The sequence below is a fragment of the Microbacterium sp. TS-1 genome, assembly GCF_000509385.1.
Lineage (GTDB): Bacteria > Actinomycetota > Actinomycetes > Actinomycetales > Microbacteriaceae > Microbacterium > Microbacterium arborescens.
Window position 1 is genome coordinate 1,203,133 of sequence record NZ_BASQ01000001.1, and the last position, 20,129, is coordinate 1,223,261.

General features: G+C 71.4%; 23 protein-coding genes. 10 read left to right on the forward strand and 13 right to left on the reverse strand.

Going from position 1 to position 20,129, the window contains the following annotated elements:
• Positions 1–37 precede the first annotated feature (37 nt).
• Positions 38–2,107, forward strand: coding sequence for an NAD(+) synthase (locus MTS1_RS05710; protein ID WP_023952239.1), 2,070 nt, complete (start codon positions 38–40; stop codon positions 2,105–2,107).
• Between the two features lie 25 nt (positions 2,108–2,132).
• Here MTS1_RS05710 and MTS1_RS05715 read toward each other — a convergent pair whose 3' ends face one another.
• A complete protein-coding gene (locus MTS1_RS05715) occupies positions 2,133–2,714 on the reverse strand; it encodes a hypothetical protein (protein ID WP_023952241.1) in 582 nt (193 codons plus the stop codon).
• A gap of 143 nt (positions 2,715–2,857) precedes the next feature.
• Here MTS1_RS05715 and MTS1_RS16875 point away from each other — a divergent pair, with 143 nt between their 5' ends.
• Both MTS1_RS16875 and MTS1_RS05720 read left to right on the forward strand, forming a co-directional pair.
• Entirely contained in the window at positions 2,858–2,989 is a 132-nt protein-coding gene (locus tag MTS1_RS16875; RefSeq protein WP_023952243.1) for a hypothetical protein, read from the forward strand.
• Entirely contained in the window at positions 2,986–3,552 is a 567-nt protein-coding gene (locus MTS1_RS05720) for a nucleoside phosphorylase (protein ID WP_023952245.1), read from the forward strand. Before MTS1_RS16875 ends, MTS1_RS05720 begins: the two co-directional genes overlap by 4 nt.
• Here MTS1_RS05720 and MTS1_RS05725 read toward each other — a convergent pair.
• The 8 genes from MTS1_RS05725 to MTS1_RS05760 form a co-directional block, all read right to left on the reverse strand.
• On the reverse strand, positions 3,540–3,722 hold the full coding sequence (locus MTS1_RS05725; protein ID WP_023952247.1) for a hypothetical protein: 183 nt from the start codon (positions 3,720–3,722) through the stop codon (positions 3,540–3,542). The genes MTS1_RS05720 and MTS1_RS05725 overlap by 13 nt on opposite strands.
• A gap of 9 nt (positions 3,723–3,731) precedes the next feature.
• Positions 3,732–6,737, reverse strand: coding sequence for an AAA family ATPase (locus MTS1_RS05730; RefSeq protein ID WP_023952249.1), 3,006 nt, complete (start codon positions 6,735–6,737; stop codon positions 3,732–3,734).
• Positions 6,734–7,882 carry an exonuclease SbcCD subunit D C-terminal domain-containing protein gene (locus MTS1_RS05735; protein ID WP_023952251.1) on the reverse strand — a complete coding sequence of 383 codons (1,149 nt, stop codon included), beginning with the start codon at positions 7,880–7,882 and terminating at the stop codon, positions 6,734–6,736. Before MTS1_RS05735 ends, MTS1_RS05730 begins: the two co-directional genes overlap by 4 nt.
• 62 nt (positions 7,883–7,944) lie before the next feature.
• Entirely contained in the window at positions 7,945–9,405 is a 1,461-nt protein-coding gene (locus tag MTS1_RS05740; protein WP_023952253.1) for an MFS transporter, read from the reverse strand.
• Between the two features lie 150 nt (positions 9,406–9,555).
• Positions 9,556–9,915, reverse strand: coding sequence for a hypothetical protein (locus tag MTS1_RS16785; RefSeq protein ID WP_023952255.1), 360 nt, complete (start codon positions 9,913–9,915; stop codon positions 9,556–9,558).
• Positions 9,912–10,142 (reverse strand): hypothetical protein, encoded by a 231-nt coding sequence (locus MTS1_RS05750; RefSeq protein WP_023952257.1) that lies wholly within the window; start codon positions 10,140–10,142, stop codon positions 9,912–9,914. The genes MTS1_RS16785 and MTS1_RS05750 overlap by 4 nt, the downstream gene beginning before the upstream one ends.
• A gap of 113 nt (positions 10,143–10,255) precedes the next feature.
• Entirely contained in the window at positions 10,256–10,549 is a 294-nt protein-coding gene (locus MTS1_RS05755) for a GNAT family N-acetyltransferase (protein ID WP_023952259.1), read from the reverse strand.
• Complete coding sequence (locus MTS1_RS05760) at positions 10,546–11,112, reverse strand: putative adenylate kinase (protein WP_023952261.1); 567 nt, start codon at positions 11,110–11,112, stop codon at positions 10,546–10,548. The genes MTS1_RS05755 and MTS1_RS05760 overlap by 4 nt, the downstream gene beginning before the upstream one ends.
• Before the next feature lie 403 nt (positions 11,113–11,515).
• On the opposite strand from MTS1_RS05760, the gene MTS1_RS05770 reads away from it, so the two are divergent.
• From MTS1_RS05770 to MTS1_RS05780, 3 genes are all read left to right on the forward strand, one after another.
• On the forward strand, positions 11,516–12,208 hold the full coding sequence (locus MTS1_RS05770; RefSeq protein ID WP_023952263.1) for a winged helix-turn-helix domain-containing protein: 693 nt from the start codon (positions 11,516–11,518) through the stop codon (positions 12,206–12,208).
• Between the two features lie 100 nt (positions 12,209–12,308).
• A complete protein-coding gene (locus MTS1_RS05775; protein ID WP_052007781.1) occupies positions 12,309–13,268 on the forward strand; it encodes a DNA-3-methyladenine glycosylase in 960 nt (319 codons plus the stop codon).
• Between the two features lie 25 nt (positions 13,269–13,293).
• Positions 13,294–13,512: a hypothetical protein gene (locus tag MTS1_RS05780; RefSeq protein ID WP_023952268.1), complete on the forward strand. Its 219-nt coding sequence runs from the start codon at positions 13,294–13,296 to the stop codon at positions 13,510–13,512.
• Positions 13,513–13,624: 112 nt separating this feature from the next.
• Here MTS1_RS05780 and MTS1_RS05785 read toward each other — a convergent pair whose 3' ends face one another.
• From MTS1_RS05785 to MTS1_RS05800, 4 genes are read right to left on the reverse strand one after another with little or no spacing between them, the layout of a single operon-like run.
• The gene (locus MTS1_RS05785) at positions 13,625–14,383 is read right to left on the reverse strand and encodes an ABC transporter ATP-binding protein (RefSeq protein WP_023952270.1); all 759 of its coding nucleotides are present in this window, start codon (positions 14,381–14,383) and stop codon (positions 13,625–13,627) included.
• Positions 14,380–15,402: an iron chelate uptake ABC transporter family permease subunit gene (locus MTS1_RS05790; RefSeq protein WP_023952272.1), complete on the reverse strand. Its 1,023-nt coding sequence runs from the start codon at positions 15,400–15,402 to the stop codon at positions 14,380–14,382. Before MTS1_RS05790 ends, MTS1_RS05785 begins: the two co-directional genes overlap by 4 nt.
• Complete coding sequence (locus MTS1_RS05795; protein WP_023952273.1) at positions 15,395–16,369, reverse strand: ABC transporter permease; 975 nt, start codon at positions 16,367–16,369, stop codon at positions 15,395–15,397. The genes MTS1_RS05790 and MTS1_RS05795 overlap by 8 nt, the downstream gene beginning before the upstream one ends.
• Before the next feature lie 56 nt (positions 16,370–16,425).
• Positions 16,426–17,412: a siderophore ABC transporter substrate-binding protein gene (locus MTS1_RS05800; protein ID WP_023952274.1), complete on the reverse strand. Its 987-nt coding sequence runs from the start codon at positions 17,410–17,412 to the stop codon at positions 16,426–16,428.
• 100 nt (positions 17,413–17,512) lie between these two features.
• On the opposite strand from MTS1_RS05800, the gene MTS1_RS05805 reads away from it, so the two are divergent.
• From MTS1_RS05805 to MTS1_RS05820, 4 genes are all read left to right on the forward strand, one after another.
• Complete coding sequence (locus tag MTS1_RS05805; RefSeq protein ID WP_023952275.1) at positions 17,513–18,298, forward strand: siderophore-interacting protein; 786 nt, start codon at positions 17,513–17,515, stop codon at positions 18,296–18,298.
• 111 nt (positions 18,299–18,409) lie between these two features.
• A complete protein-coding gene (locus MTS1_RS16005) occupies positions 18,410–18,949 on the forward strand; it encodes a DUF805 domain-containing protein (protein WP_023952276.1) in 540 nt (179 codons plus the stop codon).
• A complete protein-coding gene (locus tag MTS1_RS05815) occupies positions 18,949–19,230 on the forward strand; it encodes a DUF6412 domain-containing protein (protein WP_023952277.1) in 282 nt (93 codons plus the stop codon). Before MTS1_RS16005 ends, MTS1_RS05815 begins: the two co-directional genes overlap by 1 nt.
• Before the next feature lie 120 nt (positions 19,231–19,350).
• Positions 19,351–20,076: a membrane protein insertase YidC gene (locus MTS1_RS05820; RefSeq protein ID WP_023952279.1), complete on the forward strand. Its 726-nt coding sequence runs from the start codon at positions 19,351–19,353 to the stop codon at positions 20,074–20,076.
• Positions 20,077–20,129: the final 53 nt, after the last annotated feature.

Genomic DNA, 20,129 nt, shown 5'->3' on the forward strand with positions numbered 1-20,129 from the left:
GTGCGACACCGCCGACGCCGGTGCCAGACTGAGGAGGGTGAACGAGTCGCTCCCCTTCGCCAGCGCGTACGCCCACGGCTTCGCGCGGATCGCCGCCTGCACCATTCCGGTGTCCATCGCCGATCCCGCCGCCAACGCCGAAGCCGTCATCGCCGAGGCGCACGCGTGCGACGCCGACTCCGTCGCGGTCGCGGTGTTCCCCGAGCTGTGTCTCACCGGCTACGCGATCGACGACCTCGTCCTGCAGGACGCGGTCCTGGATGCCGTCGACGCGGCGATCGAGCGCATCGTCGCGGCATCCGTCGATCTCATGCCGGTGCTGGTGGTCGGTGCCCCGCTCCGCCACCGCAGCCGCCTGTACAACTGCGCCGTCGTCATCCATCGCGGCGAGATCCTCGGTGTCGCCCCCAAGGCCCACCTGCCCACCTACCGCGAGTTCTACGAGCGCCGCTGGTACGCCGCCGGCGAGGAGTGGGACGGCGAGGGCATCCGCATCGGCTCGCACGAGACCGTGTTCGGAACGAACCTCCTCTTCGACGTCCGCGACGTCCCCGGCCTCGTCCTGCACGCCGAGGTGTGCGAGGACATGTGGGTTCCGGTGCCGCCCTCGTCGCGCGCGGCTCTCGCAGGGGCGACGGTGCTCGTCAACCTGTCGGGCTCCCCCATCACGATCGGCCGGGCCGACGACCGCCGCACGCTCGTGCAGTCGCAGTCGCTGCGATGCCTCGCCGTCTACGCCTACGCGGCGGCAGGTCTCGGCGAATCGACCAACGACGTCTCGTGGGACGGGCAGACCATGATCTACGAGGGCGGCTCGCTCCTCGCCGAGACCGAGCGCTTCCCCGACGGGCCGCGCCGCAGCGTGGCCGACGTCGACCTCGACCGGGTGCGCCAGGACCGGTACCGCCAGGGCACGTTCGACGACAACCGCCGCACGACGGCGACCGACTTCCTCACCGTCGAGACGTTCCTGCACCCGCCCGCCGAGGACATCGGGCTGCGGCGCACGCTCGACCGCTTCCCGTTCGTGCCGGACGACCCGGCGCGCCTCGACCAGGACTGCTACGAGGCGTTCAACATCCAGGTCTCCGGCCTCGAGCAGCGGATGCGGGCCATCGGCGGGCCCCGCCCCGTGATCGGCGTGTCCGGCGGGCTCGACTCCACTCATGCCCTGCTCGTCGTCGCCCGCGCGATGGACCGCATGGGCCGGCCGCGCAGCGACATCCTCGCCTACACGATGCCCGGCTTCGCGACGAGCGACCACACGAAGTCCAATGCCGTCGCGCTCGCCGAGGCGATCGGCGCGACGATCGAGACGATCGACATCCGCCCCGCCGCGAACGAGCTCCTGCGCGGTATCGGACACCCCTACGCCTCCGGCGAGCCCGTGTACGACGTGACGTTCGAGAACGTCCAGGCCGGTGTGCGGACCGACTTCCTGTTCCGGCTCGCCAACCGCCTGAACGGCATCGTCATCGGCACCTCCGACCTCTCCGAGCTCGCGCTCGGCTGGGCCACCTACGGCGTCGGCGACCACATGAGCCACTACGCCGTGAACGTCGGTGTGCCCAAGACGCTCATGCAGCACCTCATCCGCTGGGTTATCGCGCACCGGGAGGGGACGGGAACCGACCTGACCGACGAGGCCGTGGCGGTACTGCAGTCGGTTCTCGACACCGAGATCAGCCCCGAGCTCGTGCCCGCGGGCGAAGACGGCAAGGTGCAGTCCACGGAGTCGACGATCGGCCCCTACGCCCTCCACGACTTCGCGCTGCACCATGTCCTGCGCTACGGGTTCCGCCCGTCGAAGATCGCCTTCCTCGCCCAGCACGCCTGGTCGGATGCCGACGCCGGCGACTGGCCGGTCGGCTTCCCGCGCGACAGCCGCTACGCGTACGACCTCGCCGAGATCACGCACTGGCTGCAGGTGTTCATCAAGCGGTTCTTCGGCTTCGCGCAGTTCAAGCGCAGCGCGATCCCCAACGGCCCCAAGGTGGCCGCGGCGGGGTCGCTGTCGCCCCGGGGCGATTGGCGTGCACCGTCGGACGGCAACCCCGAGGCGTGGCTCGCGGAGCTCCGGCGGGCGCTGCCCGACCTCGTCGACTGACGCGTCGGCGACCGGGACGGCCCGGTCAGGCGGTCGGCAGAGTGCCGTAGGCCAGGGTGATGAGCCACCCGTCGCGCGAGATGTCGACGAGGGTGTACTTCATGTTGCGGTCGGGAATCCAGCCGCGGTGGCGGCCCGGGTCGAGCCGGACCTGTTCCGGTGCGACACGGACACCGCGGCCGTCGGCCTCCAGCACCGCCTGCACGTGAACCCAGTGGTCGACGAGGTCGAGGGTGTCGGCCCCGGCGAAGAGCCGGGAGTGCTTGCGCATCCGGGCGAGGTCGGCGGGTTCGGGATGCGCGTCGCGGATGTCGATGCCGACCGGCAGCCCCGGATCGCTGACCGCGACGACCGTCGCCGCACGGAAGCTCGCCGTCGTGATCGCCAGCGGCACCTCGACGCCGTCGCGCGATGCGATGAGGCGCGTGTGATAGCCGAAGCCGCGAGGAGCCTCACGTTCGATGCGGACATCCTTCTCGTCGCAGCCGAGAGCCTGAGCGACGAGCTCACGCGCGATCATCCGCCGCCGGTGGTGCACCGTGATGGCGGGATCCCACCCGAGCCGTGCGGTGATCCCCGCGGGCGTATCGAGAAGTACCGTCTTCATTCCGTCGCTCCCGCCTCTGGATGGTCTGACCTCAGGTCGAGTCTAGCGACCGCACGTGCTCGCACCAGGGCGGGCGACCGGGTCAATCCGGTTCCCGGGCCGCCCGCGCGATCCGCCGACGCGACCTCGCTTAGGCTGGCGGGATGAGCCTCGACAACGGCGACGACAAGCGGCCGTCCTCCGCCCGCATCGCGATCTGGGTCGTGGTGGGCGGCATCGGCGCCTACCTGCTGATCTCCGGCATCCTCGGCATCCTCGCCCGGGGCGGTGCGTGACCGTGCGACGGCTCTTGGTCGTCGCGCACCGCGATGAGCTGATCGGCTTCCCCGCCGACATCCCGGGGTTCGACATCCTGCTCACGGGCCCCGGCAAGCTGCTCGCCGCACATGAGCTGACCCGCGCGCTCGACCGCACCACGTACGACGAGATCGTGGTCGTCGGGACCGCGGGAGCGGTGGCCGGCGCTCTCGGCCCCGGCATCTACGAGGTCGGCGACGCCGTCCAGCACGACGTGTTCGACCTGGCGGGGGTTCGTGGCCGGCATCTGTCGATGCCCGAGCGCGTCGAAGCCGGCGGTGCCGGGGTGCGCATCGCGACGGGCGACGTCTTCGTCGACGACGCCGAGGCGGTCGCCCTGATCCAGTCGCTGGGCGCGCAACTGGTCGACATGGAGACCTACGTCTACATCTGGGTCGCCCAGCGCTTCGGCATCCCCATCCGGGTGCTCAAAGCGGTGTCGGACGACGCCCAGGACGGCGCGACAACCGGGTGGGACGACGCCGTCGCGGCGTGCAGTCGCGCCCTGTACGAGCGGATCCGGGCCGACTACGGCGTCTGATCACTGCTGCGCGCGAACAGCCGACGCAGCAGCAGGAACACGACGAGGGCGACGACCGCGACGAGCCCGAGCTTGACCGCGAACACGGCCAGGCGCAGCACGATGTCGACGATCACCCACGCCACGAAGATCGCGGCGATCACTCCGACGACGGTCCAGAAAGTCCTCACGGCGCCAGCCTAGTCGCGCTCACTGAGCGCCTCCTGTCGAATGATGCTCGGGCCCTCACGCGTCGCCTCGACGACGATCTGCGCGGCGAGCTGCTCCTTCATGCCCTCGACGTGACTGATGACGCCGACGGTGCGGCCGCCCGCGCGCAGCTCGTCGAGGGTGCGCATCGCGAGCTCGAGGGTCTCGGGATCGAGCGACCCGAATCCCTCGTCGACGAAGAGCGTGTCGAGGCGGATGCCGCCGGCACGACCCGTGACGACCTCGGCGAGACCGAGCGCGAGGGCGAGGGAGGCGAGGAAGGTCTCTCCTCCCGACAGCGACTGCGGCGAGCGGAGGCGGCCGGTGTGCGCGTCGAGCACCTCGAGCCCGAGGCCGGAGGCTGCACCACGAGCCTGCAGCGCATCGCTGTGGTGGAGGGTGTACCGGCCCGACGACATGTCGCGCAGCCGCAGGTTGGCGGCGGCGACGATCTCTTCGAGTTCGGCGGCGAGCACGAAGGTCTCGAGATCCATCTTGCGGGTGTTGGGCGCACGGCCGGCGACGGTGTCGGCGAGCCGGGTCACGGTCGCCGTCCGCTCGGCGAGACCGGACACCGCGACGAACGCGTCGTCGATGCGCCGGAGGAGATCGCTCATCGTCTCGGCGGCGTTGATGGCGTCGCGGTGCGCGGCGATCGCCTCGCTGCGGGCGCGGTCTCCGGCGGCGACCGCTTCGGCCGCAGCGTCGAGATCGGGCCGCTCGTCGGGCAGCCCCGCGGCGGCGAGCTCGAGCTCGAGCAGGCGGGCGCGCGTGGCCGCGACGTCGGCGGCGTGCTCGGCGACGCGCCGCGTGAGGGAGGTCCGCTCGGATTCGGGGAGCAGCGCCTCGCGCACCTCGCCGACGTCGGCGAACACCGATGCCTCGATGCGCTGCGCGCGGTCGTTCGCGGCACCGGCCGCGGTCGCCTCGCTGTGGGCGAGCGCCCGCCGGCCCTCGATCACCGCTCGCGCGAGGTCGCGCCGCTCGGTCGCCGCCGCGATGCGCTCGGCGACCGTCGCGAACGGCCCCCGCGCGTCGGCCACGTCGCGCTCCAGGCGGGCGAGGGTCGTGGTGGCCACAGCCGAGCGCTCGCGCGCATCGGCCAGCACGGCCGACAGGCGCGAGCGCTCCTCGGCCGCCTCGGCGTCGAGACGGTCGAGCACGTCGCGCTTCTCGGTGAGGTCGGCGACACGCTCTGCGGCGCGTTCGGCGGATGTCAGCTCGTCCCGGGCCCGAGCGAGCATGCCTGCGAGCTCATCGCTCCCGCGACCGCCCGCACGTGCCGTCGCAGCGGCGTGGTCCGCGCGCAGCAGCGCGGCGCGCTCTCCCGCGCCGCGCGCCTCGGCCGCGGCGGCATCGCGCGCCGACTCCGCGTCGGCCAGATCGTCGTCCGTCACACCGTCGGGCGCCGGGGGCGCGGGATGCGGGTGCTCGAGCGCCCCGCAGACCGGGCAGGCCGCGCCGTCGGACAGCTCGGCGGCGAGTTCTCCCGCCCGACCGGCCACTCGTCGCCGCAGCAGGTCGGTGACGGCGGCAGCCGCCGCCTCCGCGACATCACTCGTGCGCAGATAGGCTTCCTCGGCCTCGCGGAGCTCACCCGCGAGACGTTCCGCCTCACCGGCCGCCTCGGCCTGAGCAGCGAGTTCGTCGACCCGGACACGCTGCTCGTCGCCGCGCGTCGCCGCGAGGGTCGCCGCCGCGAGCTCGGTCGAGAGCCGTTCGCGCTCCGCGGGCAGGAGCGCGTGCTGTGCGTCGAGCAGCGTCGCCTGCTCCTCGAGGAGGGCGATCTCGCCCGCGGTCGCGTCTCGATCCTCGAGGGCGTGCGTCAGCTCGTGCTCGCGCTCGAGCGCGTCCGTCCAGCGGGCGATGTCGCCTGTGAGGGCCTCGACGAGAGCGGCGATGTCGTCGTCGACGCGTCCGCCCGCCTCCGTCCAGCGCCTCTCGGCGCGCTCCACCGCGATGCGGGCCTCCCCCGCCGCTTCGTCGGACCGGTCGGCCTGCTCGAGCGTCGCGCGGAGCGCTTCGGCGGCACGCGCACGCTCGAGTCGGCGTTCACCCGCAGCCACCTCGTCGGCGACCGCGTCGAGGTCGGCCAGGCGCCGGCGCGCTGCGGCGAGATCGTCGAGCACCCGCACCCGCTCGACGAGCTCGGCATAGGTCGCCGCGAGAGCGGTCTGCCGCGACTCCGCCTGCTGGCGGAGCTCGTCGGCCTGTTCCACGCGGTAATCGGCACGACGGCGTGCTCGTTCGACGACATCGCGTCGGCCGGCGAGGTCGAGCGGCGCCGCCTCGTCCGTCGCCCCGTCATCGCCGATGGCGCCGCTCTGCTGCGTCATGGCCGCTTCGGCGAGCTCGAGAAGCGTACGCACCTGATCACCCGCGGCGTCGAGCTCGCGCTGCGCGGAGCGCCGACGCTCCTCGAGATCGTCCTTGTACTGCTCGAAGCGCTTTGTGCCGAACAGCGTGCGCAGCAGCTGCTGCCGCTCATCGTTTCGAGCGAGGAGGAATCGTGAGAACTTGTTCTGCGCCAGCAGGATCACCTGCTGGAACTGCTGCGCGTTCAGGCCCAGCACCTCGTCGAGCAGCAGCGCGACCTCGCGGGGTTTCGCAGCCCGGCCCACCCACTCGCCATCGACGTCCTGCTCGAGCTCGGCGCGCGCGATCTCGGTCGTGAGCTTGTCGCCGCGCTTCGCGGGCCGCTCGTACTCCGGCGCTCGGGTCACGCGCCAGCGCTGCCCGCCGACGGTGAACTCCAGCCGCACCTCGGTGGGGTCGCCCAGGAAGCTGTGGTCGCTGCGGAGGCGCCGTTCGCCGTTGTCGTAACGCGGCACCGAGCCGTAGAGCGCGAAGCTCACCCCGTCGAGGATGCTCGACTTGCCCGCGCCGGTGCGACCCGAGATGAGGAAGACGCCGTCGCGATCGAAGGCGTCGAAGTCGACGGTCTGCTTCTCGCGGAACGGACCGAAGCCGGTCAGCTCCAGGCGATGCAGCTTCACGCCATCGCCTCCACGCGGATCCGCTCGTCGAGGACGTCGGCCAGCAGCTCGCGCTCGCTCTCGTCGGCACCGGCCCCCTCGCGGACGTGCACGAGGAACGCTTCGACGAGCTCGGCGTCGCTGCGCGCGGCGCGCACGCGGTCGACGTAGGTGCGCGCGTCGCTCGGCGCGGCATCCGCCGGTACGTGCACGACCTTCGCGCAGAACGGGAAGCGTTCTTGCAGACGGCGCATCGGATCGCGCTCGGGCAGGGTGTCGGTGTACTCGACGCAGACCCACGCATCAGCGTGCTGCTCGTGAGCGGGATCGGCCAGAACGTCGGCGAGGGGGCCGCGCAGGGTGACGACCCGACGCGGAACCGGCAGCTCGAGCCACCGGGCGTCGACGAAGCCGTCGGCGTCGAGCTCGACGAGCCACGAGCCCCGGGGCTTGTCGCCCTCGCCGAAGCTGTAGTGCAGCGGCGCGCCCGCGTAGCGCACGGCGGGGGCCAGCTGCTGGCGACCGTGGATGTGCCCCAGAGCCATGTAGTCGACACCCGCGAATGCCGCCAGCGGCACGACGTCGAGGCCGCCCTGCTGGATGTCCCGCTCGAGGTGCGGCGTCGGTTCGACACCCGCGGCGAAGCAGTGGGCGATCGCGACCGACCGCCCGCCGCGCACCGCCAGGTCGTCGCGCACGAGGCCCATCGCGCGATCGATCACGGCTGCCTGTGACCGGGCCTCGGGCCACAGGTGTCGCAGCAGCGCCGGCTCGAGATAGGGGATGCCGTAGAAGTGCACCGGCCCGTCGGCATCCGCGATCGTGATCGGAGTGCCCACCGCGGCCGGGTCGGTGAGGACGTGGATGCCCTCGCGCAGCAGCCCCGCCTGGAACCCGAGGCGGGCGGCGGAATCGTGGTTGCCGCTCGTGACGATGACGCGAGCACCGGCGTCGGCGATGCCGCGGAGGGTGTCGGAGAGGAGGGCGTAGCACCCCGCCGCCGGTGCGGCCGAGTCGAAGACATCGCCGGCCACGACGACGACGTCGACCTCGTGCTCGCGGACCTGCGCGGTGAGCTCCTCGAGCACGCCCCGCAGCGCGTCGAGCGTCGAATGACCGTGGAAGGTCCGCCCGATGTGCCAGTCGGAGGTGTGGAGGATCCGCATGCCGACCAGGGTAGGAGGAGGGTCGGACATCGCGGCGATGCCCCGCGGGGAAGCCGCCAGACTCAGGCCCGCGCCGCCCGCCGTCGGGACGCGAGGTCGGCGACGCCCAGCACGAGGGCGAGCGCGAGGAACAGGCCGACCGAGACCATCCCGAGGGCGTAGGCATCGTGATAGACGTCGATCCGCGGCGTCGATCCACCACCGAGGCGGTACACCGTCGAGTAGAACAGCGACAGTGCGACGGCCGTTCCGACGGCGGTGCCGATGCGCTGCACGAGCTGACCCACGGAGCCGGCCAGACCGCCTTGCTTCACCGGGATGTCGGCGAGGGTGAGGGTCTGGTTCGGCGAGATGACGAGACCGCCGCCGAAGCCGCCGACCGTCAGCACGCCCGCCATCGCGAACTCGACGATCCCGGCCGGCACGAAGTATGCGACGAGAGCGAGCGCGACGACCGCCGCGAGCATGATGACCAGTCCCCCGACCACCAGGGGGCGACCGACGCGCGTCACGATGCGACCGCCGACGTACGAGGCGCCCGCACTGGCGATGGCGAAGCCGATCGACACCATCCCCGCGAACACCGGTTCGAGGCCCACTCCGAGCTGCAGGAAGAGTGTCGTGAGCAGGAACATGGCGGGGAGCGCCATGAAGTACACCGCCTGGATGAGCGTGCCGTTTCGATACGACGAGATGGCGAAGAGCTCGAGCGGGATCAGCGGATGCTTGCCGGATGCCGCGTAGCGTCGCTCCCACCACACGAACATCGCGGCGAAGACCCCGAAGGCCACGAGCGACCACCACCGCTGCGGATCGTCGCCCTGCGCGCCCGTCGTGAGGAGGAACGGGGCCATGAAGGCGATCACGACGAGCGCGAACAGCAGCAGGCCCACCGGGTCGAGCTGCAGGCGGGCCGGCCGCGACTCGCGGGTCCTCGGGAGCAGCCAGATCACACCGGCGAGAACGGCGATCGTCAGCGGGACGTTCATCCAGAAGATGTAGCGCCAGCCGTCCTCGGCCCCGCCCAGCGCGATCATGAGACCACCGAGCGTCGGGCCGAACGCCGTCGAGATGCCGATCGTGGCGCCGAACAGCCCGAAGGCCTTCCCGCGCTCGGCCCCCTGGAACATCTCCTGGGCGAGACCGATGACCTGGGGCATCTGGATGCCGGCCGCCACGCCCTGCACGAGCCGGGCGGCCAGGAGCACCCCCGTATCCGGCGCGAGCGCGCAGACGACGCTCGTGGCGGCGAAGAGCGAGAGCCCGATGACGAACAGCGCCCGTCGCGAGCGCTGATCGCCGATGCGTCCGGCCGGCACGAGGGTCAGCCCGAACGTGAGCACGTAGCCCGACACGATGAGCTGCAGCTCCGTCGAGCCCGCGCCGAAAGCCTTCTCGATCGAGGGCAGCGCGACGTTGACCTTCGTCAGGTCCAGGATCGTCAGCGCCGCAACGGCGACGCAGACCCAGAAGGCCCGCCACCGCTGGTGCACCGACAGCGGGATGCTCGCCGTGTCACTCATCGTGGGTCAGGCTATGCCCGTCGAGAGATGCCGTGCGCGGCCTTGCACTGTCGGCCCGGGCCCCGTAGAGGCCGGGCTCCCGGAGAGGCCCGGGCGCCACCACGACGAATGCCCCGGGACCGTGCCCCGGGGCATTCGCGATGTCATTCGTCAGTCGGCGGCGAGGTCGTCGACGATTCGCGCGATCTCGTCGTCGCCGACGTTCAGGCCGACCTCCGAGACGCGCTGACGCACGTACTTCTCGACCGTCGCGCGGTTCTCGCCCGGGAGATCCGCGCGCAGCTGCGCGACGAGCCCGTCGAGGCGCTCCTGCTCGGTCGTGTCGTGCATCGACAGCGCCGGACCGTCCTGCACGCCCGGAGGCGAGACCGGGGTGTCCTCCTTCGGAGGCGTCACGTCGCCGCCGGTTCCCGCAGATGTCGCCCGCGTGCCGCCGCGACCGGTCTCGGGAGCGTCCTGCGTCGCGGAGTCCGAGACGCTCGAGTCGATCTCGTCGGCCTGACCGCTCATCGCTGCTCCTCCTCGTCTGCCTGCTCGTCGGTGACGAGGTCGGGGTCCAGGCCCTGCTGGATCTCGGCGCTCTCGACGAAACCGTCCGGGCTGTCGCCGTCGGGCATCGGGAGGTCGGCGGGGCTGTCCGCGTCGCGGACGGCGTCGTCTTCGGCTTCGCTCGCGGCGAGCGAGGTGGCCCCGGCGCCGTCGGGGTCGACGACGCCCTCGGGAAGATCGCGGTTCATGACTGTCTCCTTCGATCGATCGCCCCAGTCTGGCCCTGGCATCCTCTCGCGAGCACCGTCTTGACAGGCGCGCGCCGAGGGACGTATCCCGCCGCCTCGGAACGACGCGGCGGTCAGCTGCGCGGCGTCAGAATGTCCGCGCGCTCGGGGTGCGCCTCGAACCAGTCGGCGACGTACCAGCAGACCGGGCTGATCGTCCGGTCGCCGAGAGTCTCGATGTCGGCCACGGCGCGCTCGACGACCTCCGCCGCATAGCCGTGCCCGCGGAAGGTGGGGATCGTGTAGGCGCGAGTGAGCGCCACGGTGCGCCCGTCGTCGCGGTAGTCGAGCACGCTGACGAGGTCGTCTCCCCGGTGCAGCGCGTAGCGCGAGGCGTCCTTCTCATTCGTGAATGTCAGATCGCTCATGGGCCCACGCTACGCCCGGCCGGCGGCAGCGAGGCCAGCCAGGCGTCGATCTCCGAGCGATCGCGCAGCCGCACGATCCGCTCCCCCGCGGCGATGCGCCCGAGCATGCGCTCGCGCGTGACGGGATGGTTGGTCCACGCGAACCGGATGATGTTCCGCTCCGGGTGCCATCTCAGGAGATTTCGTGCGCGCTCGCGGTTGCCGTGCCACAGCTCCTCGCGCCGCACCACTCGGCGCAGCGTCCGCCCGACGACCTGACGCATCACACGTCGGCGCGGCAGGTCGAGCCACACGACCGTGTCGGCGCCGTCCGGTGAGCCCGGATCGAGCATGTCGCCCAGACGCGACGTCCAGTTGCCGTCCGCGACCCACCCGTCCGGATGCTGCCGCACGAACGCCCGGACCCGGGCGCGGGCCTCGTCGAGGTCGCGCATCCGCCAGTCGGCGTCCCAGAAGACGGCGTCGAGCTCGAGCCGCGGCAGCCCCGTCCGCGCCGAGACACGGTCCGCGAGCACGCTCTTCCCCGAGCCGGAGGTGCCGACGATCCGGATCCGCGTAGCCACGATCGTGCACCGTAGCGAGGATTGAGCAATCTGTCACATTCCGTCATCGAAGGACGCGAGGCACTGGTGTGTTTGACACATCCGGACACGGATCGTCATAATCAACCCCATGACTGACATCGCACGCACTCTGTCCGCCCGGGAGGCGAACGGAACTGCCGACATCATGATGATGTCGCAGCGTGCTGTCATGTGTTGCCGAATGTGCCGCTGACAGGTGAACCCCGCCTGATCCTCCGCCGCTTCTGAACGCGGCCGCGGATCCCCGAGTTCCGATGGCCCGGCCCACAACGCCGACATCCGGATGCTCGCTCACCGGCCCCCTCTGGGCCTCACGCAACGCACACCCGAACCCGCCGCAGGCTCTGACAGCCCGGGTTCACGTTCCGAGGACGAACCTCCCATGTCGAACACCGCTCTTCTCGCCCCTGCCGCCCCCGCTCGTCACCTCCGCGCCGTCGAGACGCCTCCCCCGGCACCCGCCGCCGCGGCCTCGACCGCGCCGCGCGGCTTCGCCCTGTACGTCGGCATCGACGAGGCCAAGGCCGCCGCCGACGGCGTCTCGCTCTCGACGCTCGTCGAGGCCCTGCGCCGCACGCTGGGCGAGCACGCCCCCCACGCCGAGACCTACGCGACCGTCGCCCTGGCACCGGTCGGCGCCGGAGGACGCGACGTCGACGTCGTCCGCCTCGCGCTGCACGAGCCCAGCGCGGTCGCCCGCACGAAGCAGGACGTCCCGGCGGAGGACCACGTCCCCGGCGGCGTGACCGTCGACATCTCGCGCAAGCGCGTCTTCATCGACGGCGAGTCCGCCGCCTTCACCTTCAAGGAGTTCGAGCTGCTGCAGTACCTCGTGCTGCGCGAGGGACGCACGATCGAGCGCTCCGAGCTCGTCGAGTCACTGTGGAACAACGGGTCCGACGAGGAGGCGCCGGGAGAGCGCACGATCGACGTCCACGTCCGCCGTCTGCGCGCGAAGCTCGGGCGCTACGAAGACATCGTGCGCACCGTCCGCGGCGTCGGCTACCGGTTCGACCGCCACGCCGACGTGGTCATCCGCTACGGCCACGGCACGCCGTCGCCCGACCGCTTCTGACGCGCCCCACCCGAGCGGGGTGCCGATCGACGCCGCTCACGGCGGGATGTCGGAGGTTCCGACGTAGGGTGTCGGCATGAGCGCGGTGACGACGGGACGGATGCCTGGTCGCCGCCCGGCGATCCGCGGTCTCGATGCCGCGCCGCCGTCGTCGCCCCCTGTCGAGACCGAGTACCGGCCGGCTGCGCCGATCGACGTCGCCCGCGCCGTGCGCCACCAGCAGCACGGGGCCCACGATCCCACGATGACCACGTCGGGCGAGGTGATCTGGCGCGTCAGCCGCACGCCGCGCGGGGTCGCGACGCTCGCTCTGCGGGTGGGGCGCTCGCTCGTGAGAGCGGCCGCGTGGGGCCCCGGCGCGGAGTGGGCGATCGAGCAGCTGCCTCGGCTGTGCGGCGGTGACGACGATCCTGAGGGCTTCGACGGGACGCGGCATCCGCTCATCGCCGACATCCACCACCGGCATCCCGACATCCGCCTCGGCGCGACCGACCTCGTCTTCGACGACCTCGCGAGCGCCGTCTTCGAGCAGAAGGTGACGGGGCTTCAGGCGTTCGGTGCCTGGCGTGCGATCGTCACCTGGTACGGCGAGCGCGCCCCCGGTCCCACGCCGCGCCCGATGTTCGCTCCTCCCGCGGACTGGCACCTGATCCCGAGCTGGGCGTGGCATCGCGCCGGCCTCGAGCCACCGCAGTCGCGCACCGTCGTGCGCGCGGCCCAGCGGCGCGCCTCGATCGAGCGTGCGGTCGCCGGGGCCCACGGCGGCGACGAGCACGAACGCATCCTGACCTCCCTGCCGGGGATCGGACCGTGGACGTCGGCGGAGACCCGCATCCGCGCCTTCGGCGACCCCGACGCCGTGAGCGTGGGCGACTACCACCTGTGCCACACCGTGGGCTACGCCCTGACGGGCCACCGCGTCGACGACGACGGGATGCTCGAACTGCTCGAGCCGTGGCGGGGCCACCGGCAGCGCGTCATCCGGCTCATCTACGCCGGCGGCGTGTTCGAACCGCGCCGCGGCCCGCGCCTGCATCCCGAAGACCATCGCGACCGCTGAGGCAGCCGCGTCGTAAGCTCGGGGCATGGCGAATCGGGGATGGCAGCGCGGACACACCTACTGGGCACTCGGCGCCGCCCTCGTCTTCGTGCTGGGCATCGTGTTCGGCCTCGTGATGAACAACGTGTGGCTGGGTCTCGTGCTCGCCGCGGCGATCTCGGTGGGATGGCTCATCGCCTACGAGTCGCGCCGGGGACGCAACGAGGGCGTCTACGATCGCGACGACGACGGCGCGCAGCTCTGACCCGCCGCCTGAGCCACCTCACCTGACACTTCGCGCCCCATCCATGCACCGGATGCGGCCGCAACTGCCAGGTGAAACCCACGCCAGGTGAAATCCACTCGGTGCGCCGAGGTCAGCGGAAGTAGACCGCGAGCGGGTACTCGCCGTCGTCGCGGACCGCGATCGGCGTCTGGAACACGCTCTCGAGCACATCGGGGCGCATGATCTCGCGCGGTGTCCCCGTGCACGCCACCGTTCCCCCGGTGAGGGCGACGATGCGGTCGGCATAGGCGGCGGCGAAGTTGATGTCGTGGATGACGACGACCACGGTCTTGCCCAGTTCATCCGCCGCCCGTCGCAGCTGCCGCATCATCCCGACGGCGTGGCGCATGTCGAGGTTGTTGAGCGGCTCGTCGAGCAGGATGCAGTCGGTGTCCTGAGCGAGCACCATCGCGACGTAGGCGCGCTGGCGCTGCCCGCCGGAGAGCTGATCGAGGTAGCGGTGGGAGAGATCCTCCAGATCGAGGAAGCGCAGCGCCTCGTCGACGTGGCGCCGATCGTCGGGGGTGAGGCGTCCTCCGGAGTGGGGGAAGCGCCCGAAGCCGACGAGATCGCGCACCGTGAGCCGCGTGACGAAGTGGTTCTCCTGCCGCAGGATCGACACGACGCGCGCCAGCTCGCGGCTCGGGGTGCGCGCGACATCGAGACCGCCGACGGTGACCGTGCCCGTTGTCGGCTCGGTCAGGCGCCCGACGATCGTGAGCAGCGTGGACTTGCCGGCACCGTTGGGCCCGACGAGGGCGGTCACCCCGCCGGCCGGGATCCGGAGGTCGATGGGGCCCAGCACGCGCAGGCCGCCGTAGGACTTCGAGACGTCGGTGAGGGTGATCACAGCGCGCCCTTTCGCAGAAGGTAGACGATGAAGAAGAGCCCGCCGACGAACTCGATGATCACGGTGAGCATGCCCGCCGCGTAGAACACGTGCCGCAGCACGAAGTAGCCGCCGAGGAGCGTCGTCATCCCCAGCAGAGCCGCGAACGGGAGGACGACGGCGTGCCGGGACGATCCGGCGAGCTGATACGCGAGTGTCGCGACGATGAACCCGAAGAAGGTCATCGGCCCGACGAGCGTCGTGGAGACCGAGATGAGCACCGCCACGAGGATCAGCAGGACGGTGACCTCGCGTTTGTAGGCGAGTCCGAGATTGGTGGCGACGTCGCGACCGAGGGTCAGCACGTCGAGACGGCGGCGGCGGCGCCACACCACGACGAGGACGACACCGACGATCGCCGCAGCCCACGGCAGGTACTCGGGGTTCGAGTTGCTCAGGTTGCCGAACAGCCGTGCCGAGAGCAGATCGAAGTCGCTCGGCGTCAGCAGCCGCTGCATCACCGTGGAGAGTGAGCCGAACCCGACCCCGAGCACGATGCCGATGAGCAGCATGATGTGCAGGTTTCCCCGCCTGCCGGCGAAGAGCCATCCGTACAGGAGGGTCGTGAAAGCCACCATCAGCACGCTCTGGAGAGCCACCTTGGCGAGTCCGTCGGTCGCCGCGAGCGCAGCTCCCCCGAAGAAGAACACCAGGCCCGTCTGCATCACGACGTAGAGCGCGTCGAACCCCATGATCGAGGGCGTGAGGATGCGGTTGCCCGTCGCCGTGTGGAACAGCACCGTCGCGACCGCCTGGCAGCAGGCCACGATCGCGACCGTCGTAACCGTCGTGACCCGCAGATCCACGGCGAGCCAGTAGCCGCGTTGCGCCGGATCGAGGGGGATGTTCCAGGTCAGCAGCAGGACGGCGGCCGCGACGACCGCGACGGCGAGGACGACGAACCGCAGCCACACCCGTGGTCGCCGCGTCGCAGCATCCGCGGACGACGCGCGCACGGTGCCGCGCACGGCCTCAGCCATCGTTCCCGCGCTGCCGGAGGAGCAGCATGACGAACACGGCCGCGCCCAGGACGCCGAGAATCATCGAGACCGGCACCTCGAACGGCATCCGGATGACGCGGCCGACGATGTCGCAGACGACGATGACAGCCACTCCGCCCAGACACACCCAGGGAAGGTTCGCGCGGAGGTTGTCCCCCCGCCACATCGACACGAGGTTGGGCACGATGAGCCCGAGGAACGGCAGGAAGCCCACGACGACGGTCGTGACCCCGGTCGCGACGGCGACGAGGGCCGTGCCGAGGAGGAGCACCCGGTCGTAGTCGACGCCGAGCGTCGTCGCGACATCCTTTCCGAGGCTCGCCGCCGTCAGCCGGTCGGCGAAGAGCGCGACGAGCACGACGACGACGCCGACGACCCACAGCACCTCGTAGCGGCCACGGACCACGGCGGTGAAGCTTCCCATGAACCAGGTGCCCAGCATCTGCAGGGCGTTGGCGCTGACGGCGAGGTAGGTCGTGAAGGACGAGACGACGGCGCCGAGCATGATGCCGATGAGGGGCACGATCAGCGACGAGCGCAGCTGGATGCGGCGCAGGATCGCGAGGAAGACCAGCGTTCCGGCGAACGCCGCGATGCTCGCGACGACCATCCGCACGATCAGCGGCGCGTCGGGCACCAGGAGCACTGTCGCGAGGAGGCCGAGCGCGGCCCACTCCGTGGTCCCGGTGGTGGTCGGCTCGACGAAGCGGTTCTGGGTCAGCAGCTGCATGACGAGGCCGGAGACCGCCATCGCGCAGCCGGCGAGGACCAGGGCGAGCGTGCGCGGGATCCGCGTGATCCACAGCATCTCGGAGCCGACGCCGTCGGAGGTGAGGTCGTAGACGCCCACGAAGAGCGAGAGCACGACGAGACCGGCCACGACGATGATCGCGGCCGGGAGGGCGAGACGCCCGCGCATGCGGGCGGGGACGGTGAGCGCAGTCATGACGGGTTACGGGAGCCCCGCCCGGCGGTACCGGACGGGGCTCCCCGAGACGACGATCAGGCCGCCGCGGCGAACGCCGTCGCGATGTCGGCGTAGAGCTTGGTGTAAGCCTGGATGCCCTCGTCGAGGTAGAAGCTCGGCGCGAGGTACACGATCTGCCCCTTCTGCACGGCGGGAACGTTCTGCAGGGCCTCGGATCCCTCGATGAGCTCCTTCGCCGAGACGTAGCCGTCCTCGCCGAACATGGCGTCGCGATCGAGCACGATCAGCCACTCCGGGTTCGCCGCCGCGATCGCCTCGACGCTGATGTCGTCGCCGTGCGAGGCGTTCTCCGCCCCGCGATCGATGCCGGGCACGAGACCGAGCGTGGGGAAGACGGCGCCGACGCCGCGCCCCTCCCCCGGCGCCGCGAACGAGATCTTGCCGCCCGAGGTGAGCAGGCCCACGACCGTGTCGGTGCCGTTGTAGGCCGCCTTCGCGTCTGCGACGGCGGAATCGAGGTCGTCGGCGAGCTTCTTCGCGTCATCCTCGCGGTCGAAGACCTGGCCGAGGATCTCGACCTGGCGCTTCAGTTCGGCGACCTGCTCCTCGCCCTCGCGCGCACTGGTCTCGATCGTCGCGGGCTGGATCGCCGTCAGGTCGTCGTAGATGTCGCGGAAGCGGTAGCCGCCGACGATGAGGTCGGGCTGCGCCGAGATGATGGCCTCGAGGTCGGGCTCGCGGTGCAGCCCGACGTCGAGCACGTCATCGCCGCCGGACAGGTTGGGCCACAGGTCGTACATCAGCGGCTTCGGTGCCGCCACGAGCTCGATATCCCAGTCGCTCAGCGTCTGGAACGTCGTGTTGTCGAGCGCCACGACGCGTTCGGGGGCGACAGGAACCTCGATCTCGCCGTGGTTGTCGATCACCGTCACGGTCGCGGCCGAGGTCGCGTCGCCGCCGGGCTCGGCGTCCGGACTGGCCGACGACGCGCACCCGGCGAGGCCGAGGGCTGCGACGAGCGCGATCGAGACGAGTGCGGGACGGCGGAATGCATGGCTCACGTGACGTATCTCCTGGTGCGGTGCGTATCGGATGCTGGTCGACGGGCGACCGGATGCCGGGATCGAGACCCCGACGGCTGTGTAGGTTAGCCTAACCTTCATGTCCGCATCGACCGCAACCCCCTCGTTCCGGATCGCTCGCCGAGCGCTCGACCTGCGCTTCCGCTTCGTCCGCCTGGCAGCCCGACAATGGCTCACTCCGGCCTATGTCCGCGTGCGGCTCGAGGGCGCCGACCTGCGGGACTTCGATTCCCCGGGCTGCGACGACCACGTCCGCGTGTTCTTCCCCGAGGTGGCCCCCGAGAGCATCGACGAGATGCGGGCGGCACCGAGCCGCGAGTACACCCCGCTCGCCTGGGACGCCGACGAGGGCTGGCTCGATCTCGAGTTCGCCCTGCACGGCGACGGCGTGGCTGCGGACTGGGCGGCGACGGCGGAGATCGGGTCGACGATCGGCATCGGCGGACCGCGCGGATCCGCGGTGCTCACGGGGCGCCCCGACGGCTGGTTCCTGGCCGGAGACGAGACCGCCGTGCCCGCGATCCGGCGATTCGCCCATCACATGGATGCCGCCGCCGTCGGGCGCGTGCTCATCGAAGTGCCCGACGGTGATCACGAGCTGCCCATCTCCACGCCCCCGGGCGTCGTCGTCGAGCAGGTGCACCGCGGATCGGCATCCGCCGGCGCTGCGCTCGCCGCTCGTCTCGCCGCGCTCGGCGACGGGGACCGACCGGCCGGCGCCGTGTTCGGTTTCGTGGCCGCCGAGCAGTCGATCGTGCGACCGGCTCGAGCGCTGCTCCTCGACCGCTGGCGCCTCGACCCCGAGCGGATCACCGTCAAGGGCTACTGGAAGCGTGGCGAGCCCGAGTATCACGCACCCCACTGAGCCCGCGGAGTCGCTTCACCTGGCACTTCCCGCCCACTCACCACGCGGGATGGGGCCAGAGCTGACAGGCGAAGACCGCCCCGCGCCGCGCCGCTCCGCTAGCATCGCGGGATGGAGGCCGTCTCGACAGCACCGCTGCCGAACGCTTCGCTGCCCCAGGCGATGCGACGTTTCGTCGCGCACGCCTTCCGTCTGCGCGGGCGCGCGAGCCGCAGCGAGTACTGGTGGTGGATGGCGGTCGGGTTCGCCGCCGCCGTGATCTTGCTTCTCGTGATCCCCCGGATGCTGTCGGGGCGCTGGCCGCAGCTCGATCTCGGCCTCCACCCCTTCGGCTGGTGGGGATGGCGCGGGCTCGAGCTCTTCGGACCGATCGCTCCGACCGATCCGCTCTCCGCTCTTCTGGGCGTCTACCTCTGGGCTTCGGCCGTGTGGGTCGCCCTGACGGTCGTCCCCGGTTTCACCGTGGCGGTGCGGCGGCTGCACGACTCCAACCTCTCGGGGTGGTGGGTGCTGCTGAACCTGCTGCCGGTGGGCGGCTTCATCCTGCTCCTGCTTGCCCTGCGACGGTCGCGCCCCGAGGGCGCTCGTTTCGACGGGGATGCCGCCCTGTTCGAGCGCGCCGCCGGCGGAGTGCGGACCGAGGTGGTGTGATGCCCTTCCTCTCCGTGCTCCCGATGCTGCTGTCGATCGTCGGCGCCCTGTCGCTCGGTGATTCGAGCGGGCTCGCAGCGGCGACCGCGGTGGCGCTGCTCGCGATCGCGATCGCGGTCGTCTCGGTTTCGGCGACCGCCGCCACGACGGGGCCCGCGGGCTCGCGACGACCACACCCCCGGCGGTCGATCTCGCCCTCGACGCTGCTGGCGCAGAGCGACCCGGACGCACCCGGGAGACGCCGCCCCCGCGCCCCGGGGCTCGCGGCCTCAGCCGCGTAGCCACGTCCGGAACGGCTTTACACCCGCGCGCACCCGCGCCCGAGGCCTCGCGCATCGCGCCGTCCGGCGTCCCCTCGCGGCTGATCCCCCGTGTGTTCAGCTTCGTCGATCGGACTCCTCATGGACCTGTATTCCTTCCCGCCCCTCGCCGCCGCGCTCGACGCCGTGGCCTCGACCCTCGCCGCGCTGACCGCGGCGCTCGAACCCGCGCTCGGCGGCCTCTCCGCCGCGGCATCCGTCATCCTCATCACCGTCGTCGTGCGCACCGCACTCATCCCCGCGGGCGTCGCCCAGGCGCGCGCAGACCGCGCTCGTGCGCGCCTGGCGCCCCGGCTGCGCGAGCTCCAGCAGCGATACCGCACCGATCGCGAGAGACTGCAGCGCGAGACGCTCAAGCTGTACCGCGACGAGAACGTCTCGCCGACGGCGGGCTGTCTGCCGCTGCTCGTGCAGGCCCCCGTCGTGGGACTGCTGTACGGCGTGTTCATCCACCCCACGATCGCGGGGCACGCCAACGGGCTGCTCGCCGAGACGCTCTTCGGGGTCCCCCTCGGGTCGAGCCTCGCGGGCACCGTCGCCTCGGGGGCGCTGCCGCTCACCACCGGCCTCGTGTTCGGCGTCGTCATCGCCTCGATCGCGCTCGTCGGCGAGCTGACGCGGCGCGCCTTCCGGGTGACGGATGCTCCGGCCGCCCTGTCGGGAGTGCTCGGGGTCGCGCAGTTCGCGACCGCCGTCATCGCGGTGTTCGTTCCCCTTGCGGCGGGCCTGTACCTGGTCGTGACGGTCGCCTGGACGCTGGTGCAGCGCCTCATCCTGCGCCGCATCCTTCCGCCCATCGCGGCGTGAACCCGCTCACGTGACAGGAGTGGCCCCCTCCCGCGCGGGGAAGCGGCCACTCC

Excerpts from the sequence above, each read along its gene's own strand:
- MTS1_RS05735 (WP_023952251.1), bottom strand. The coding sequence starts at position 7,882 with ATGCGGATCCTCCACACCTCCGACTGGCACATCGGGCGGACCTTCCAC.
- MTS1_RS05815 (WP_023952277.1), top strand. The coding sequence starts at position 18,949 with ATGCCCTTCCTCTCCGTGCTCCCGATGCTGCTGTCGATCGTCGGCGCC.
- MTS1_RS05780 (WP_023952268.1), top strand. The coding sequence starts at position 13,294 with ATGGCGAATCGGGGATGGCAGCGCGGACACACCTACTGGGCACTCGGC.
- MTS1_RS16875 (WP_023952243.1), top strand. The coding sequence starts at position 2,858 with ATGAGCCTCGACAACGGCGACGACAAGCGGCCGTCCTCCGCCCGCATC.
- MTS1_RS05790 (WP_023952272.1), bottom strand. The coding sequence starts at position 15,402 with ATGGCTGAGGCCGTGCGCGGCACCGTGCGCGCGTCGTCCGCGGATGCT.
- MTS1_RS16785 (WP_023952255.1), bottom strand. The coding sequence starts at position 9,915 with ATGAGCGGTCAGGCCGACGAGATCGACTCGAGCGTCTCGGACTCCGCG.
- MTS1_RS05715 (WP_023952241.1), bottom strand. The coding sequence starts at position 2,714 with ATGAAGACGGTACTTCTCGATACGCCCGCGGGGATCACCGCACGGCTC.
- MTS1_RS05770 (WP_023952263.1), top strand. The coding sequence starts at position 11,516 with ATGTCGAACACCGCTCTTCTCGCCCCTGCCGCCCCCGCTCGTCACCTC.
- MTS1_RS05750 (WP_023952257.1), bottom strand. The coding sequence starts at position 10,142 with ATGAACCGCGATCTTCCCGAGGGCGTCGTCGACCCCGACGGCGCCGGG.
- MTS1_RS05740 (WP_023952253.1), bottom strand. The coding sequence starts at position 9,405 with ATGAGTGACACGGCGAGCATCCCGCTGTCGGTGCACCAGCGGTGGCGG.
- MTS1_RS05820 (WP_023952279.1), top strand. The coding sequence starts at position 19,351 with ATGGACCTGTATTCCTTCCCGCCCCTCGCCGCCGCGCTCGACGCCGTG.
- MTS1_RS05805 (WP_023952275.1), top strand. The coding sequence starts at position 17,513 with ATGTCCGCATCGACCGCAACCCCCTCGTTCCGGATCGCTCGCCGAGCG.
- MTS1_RS05755 (WP_023952259.1), bottom strand. The coding sequence starts at position 10,549 with ATGAGCGATCTGACATTCACGAATGAGAAGGACGCCTCGCGCTACGCG.
- MTS1_RS05795 (WP_023952273.1), bottom strand. The coding sequence starts at position 16,369 with ATGACTGCGCTCACCGTCCCCGCCCGCATGCGCGGGCGTCTCGCCCTC.
- MTS1_RS16005 (WP_023952276.1), top strand. The coding sequence starts at position 18,410 with ATGGAGGCCGTCTCGACAGCACCGCTGCCGAACGCTTCGCTGCCCCAG.
- MTS1_RS05775 (WP_052007781.1), top strand. The coding sequence starts at position 12,309 with ATGCCTGGTCGCCGCCCGGCGATCCGCGGTCTCGATGCCGCGCCGCCG.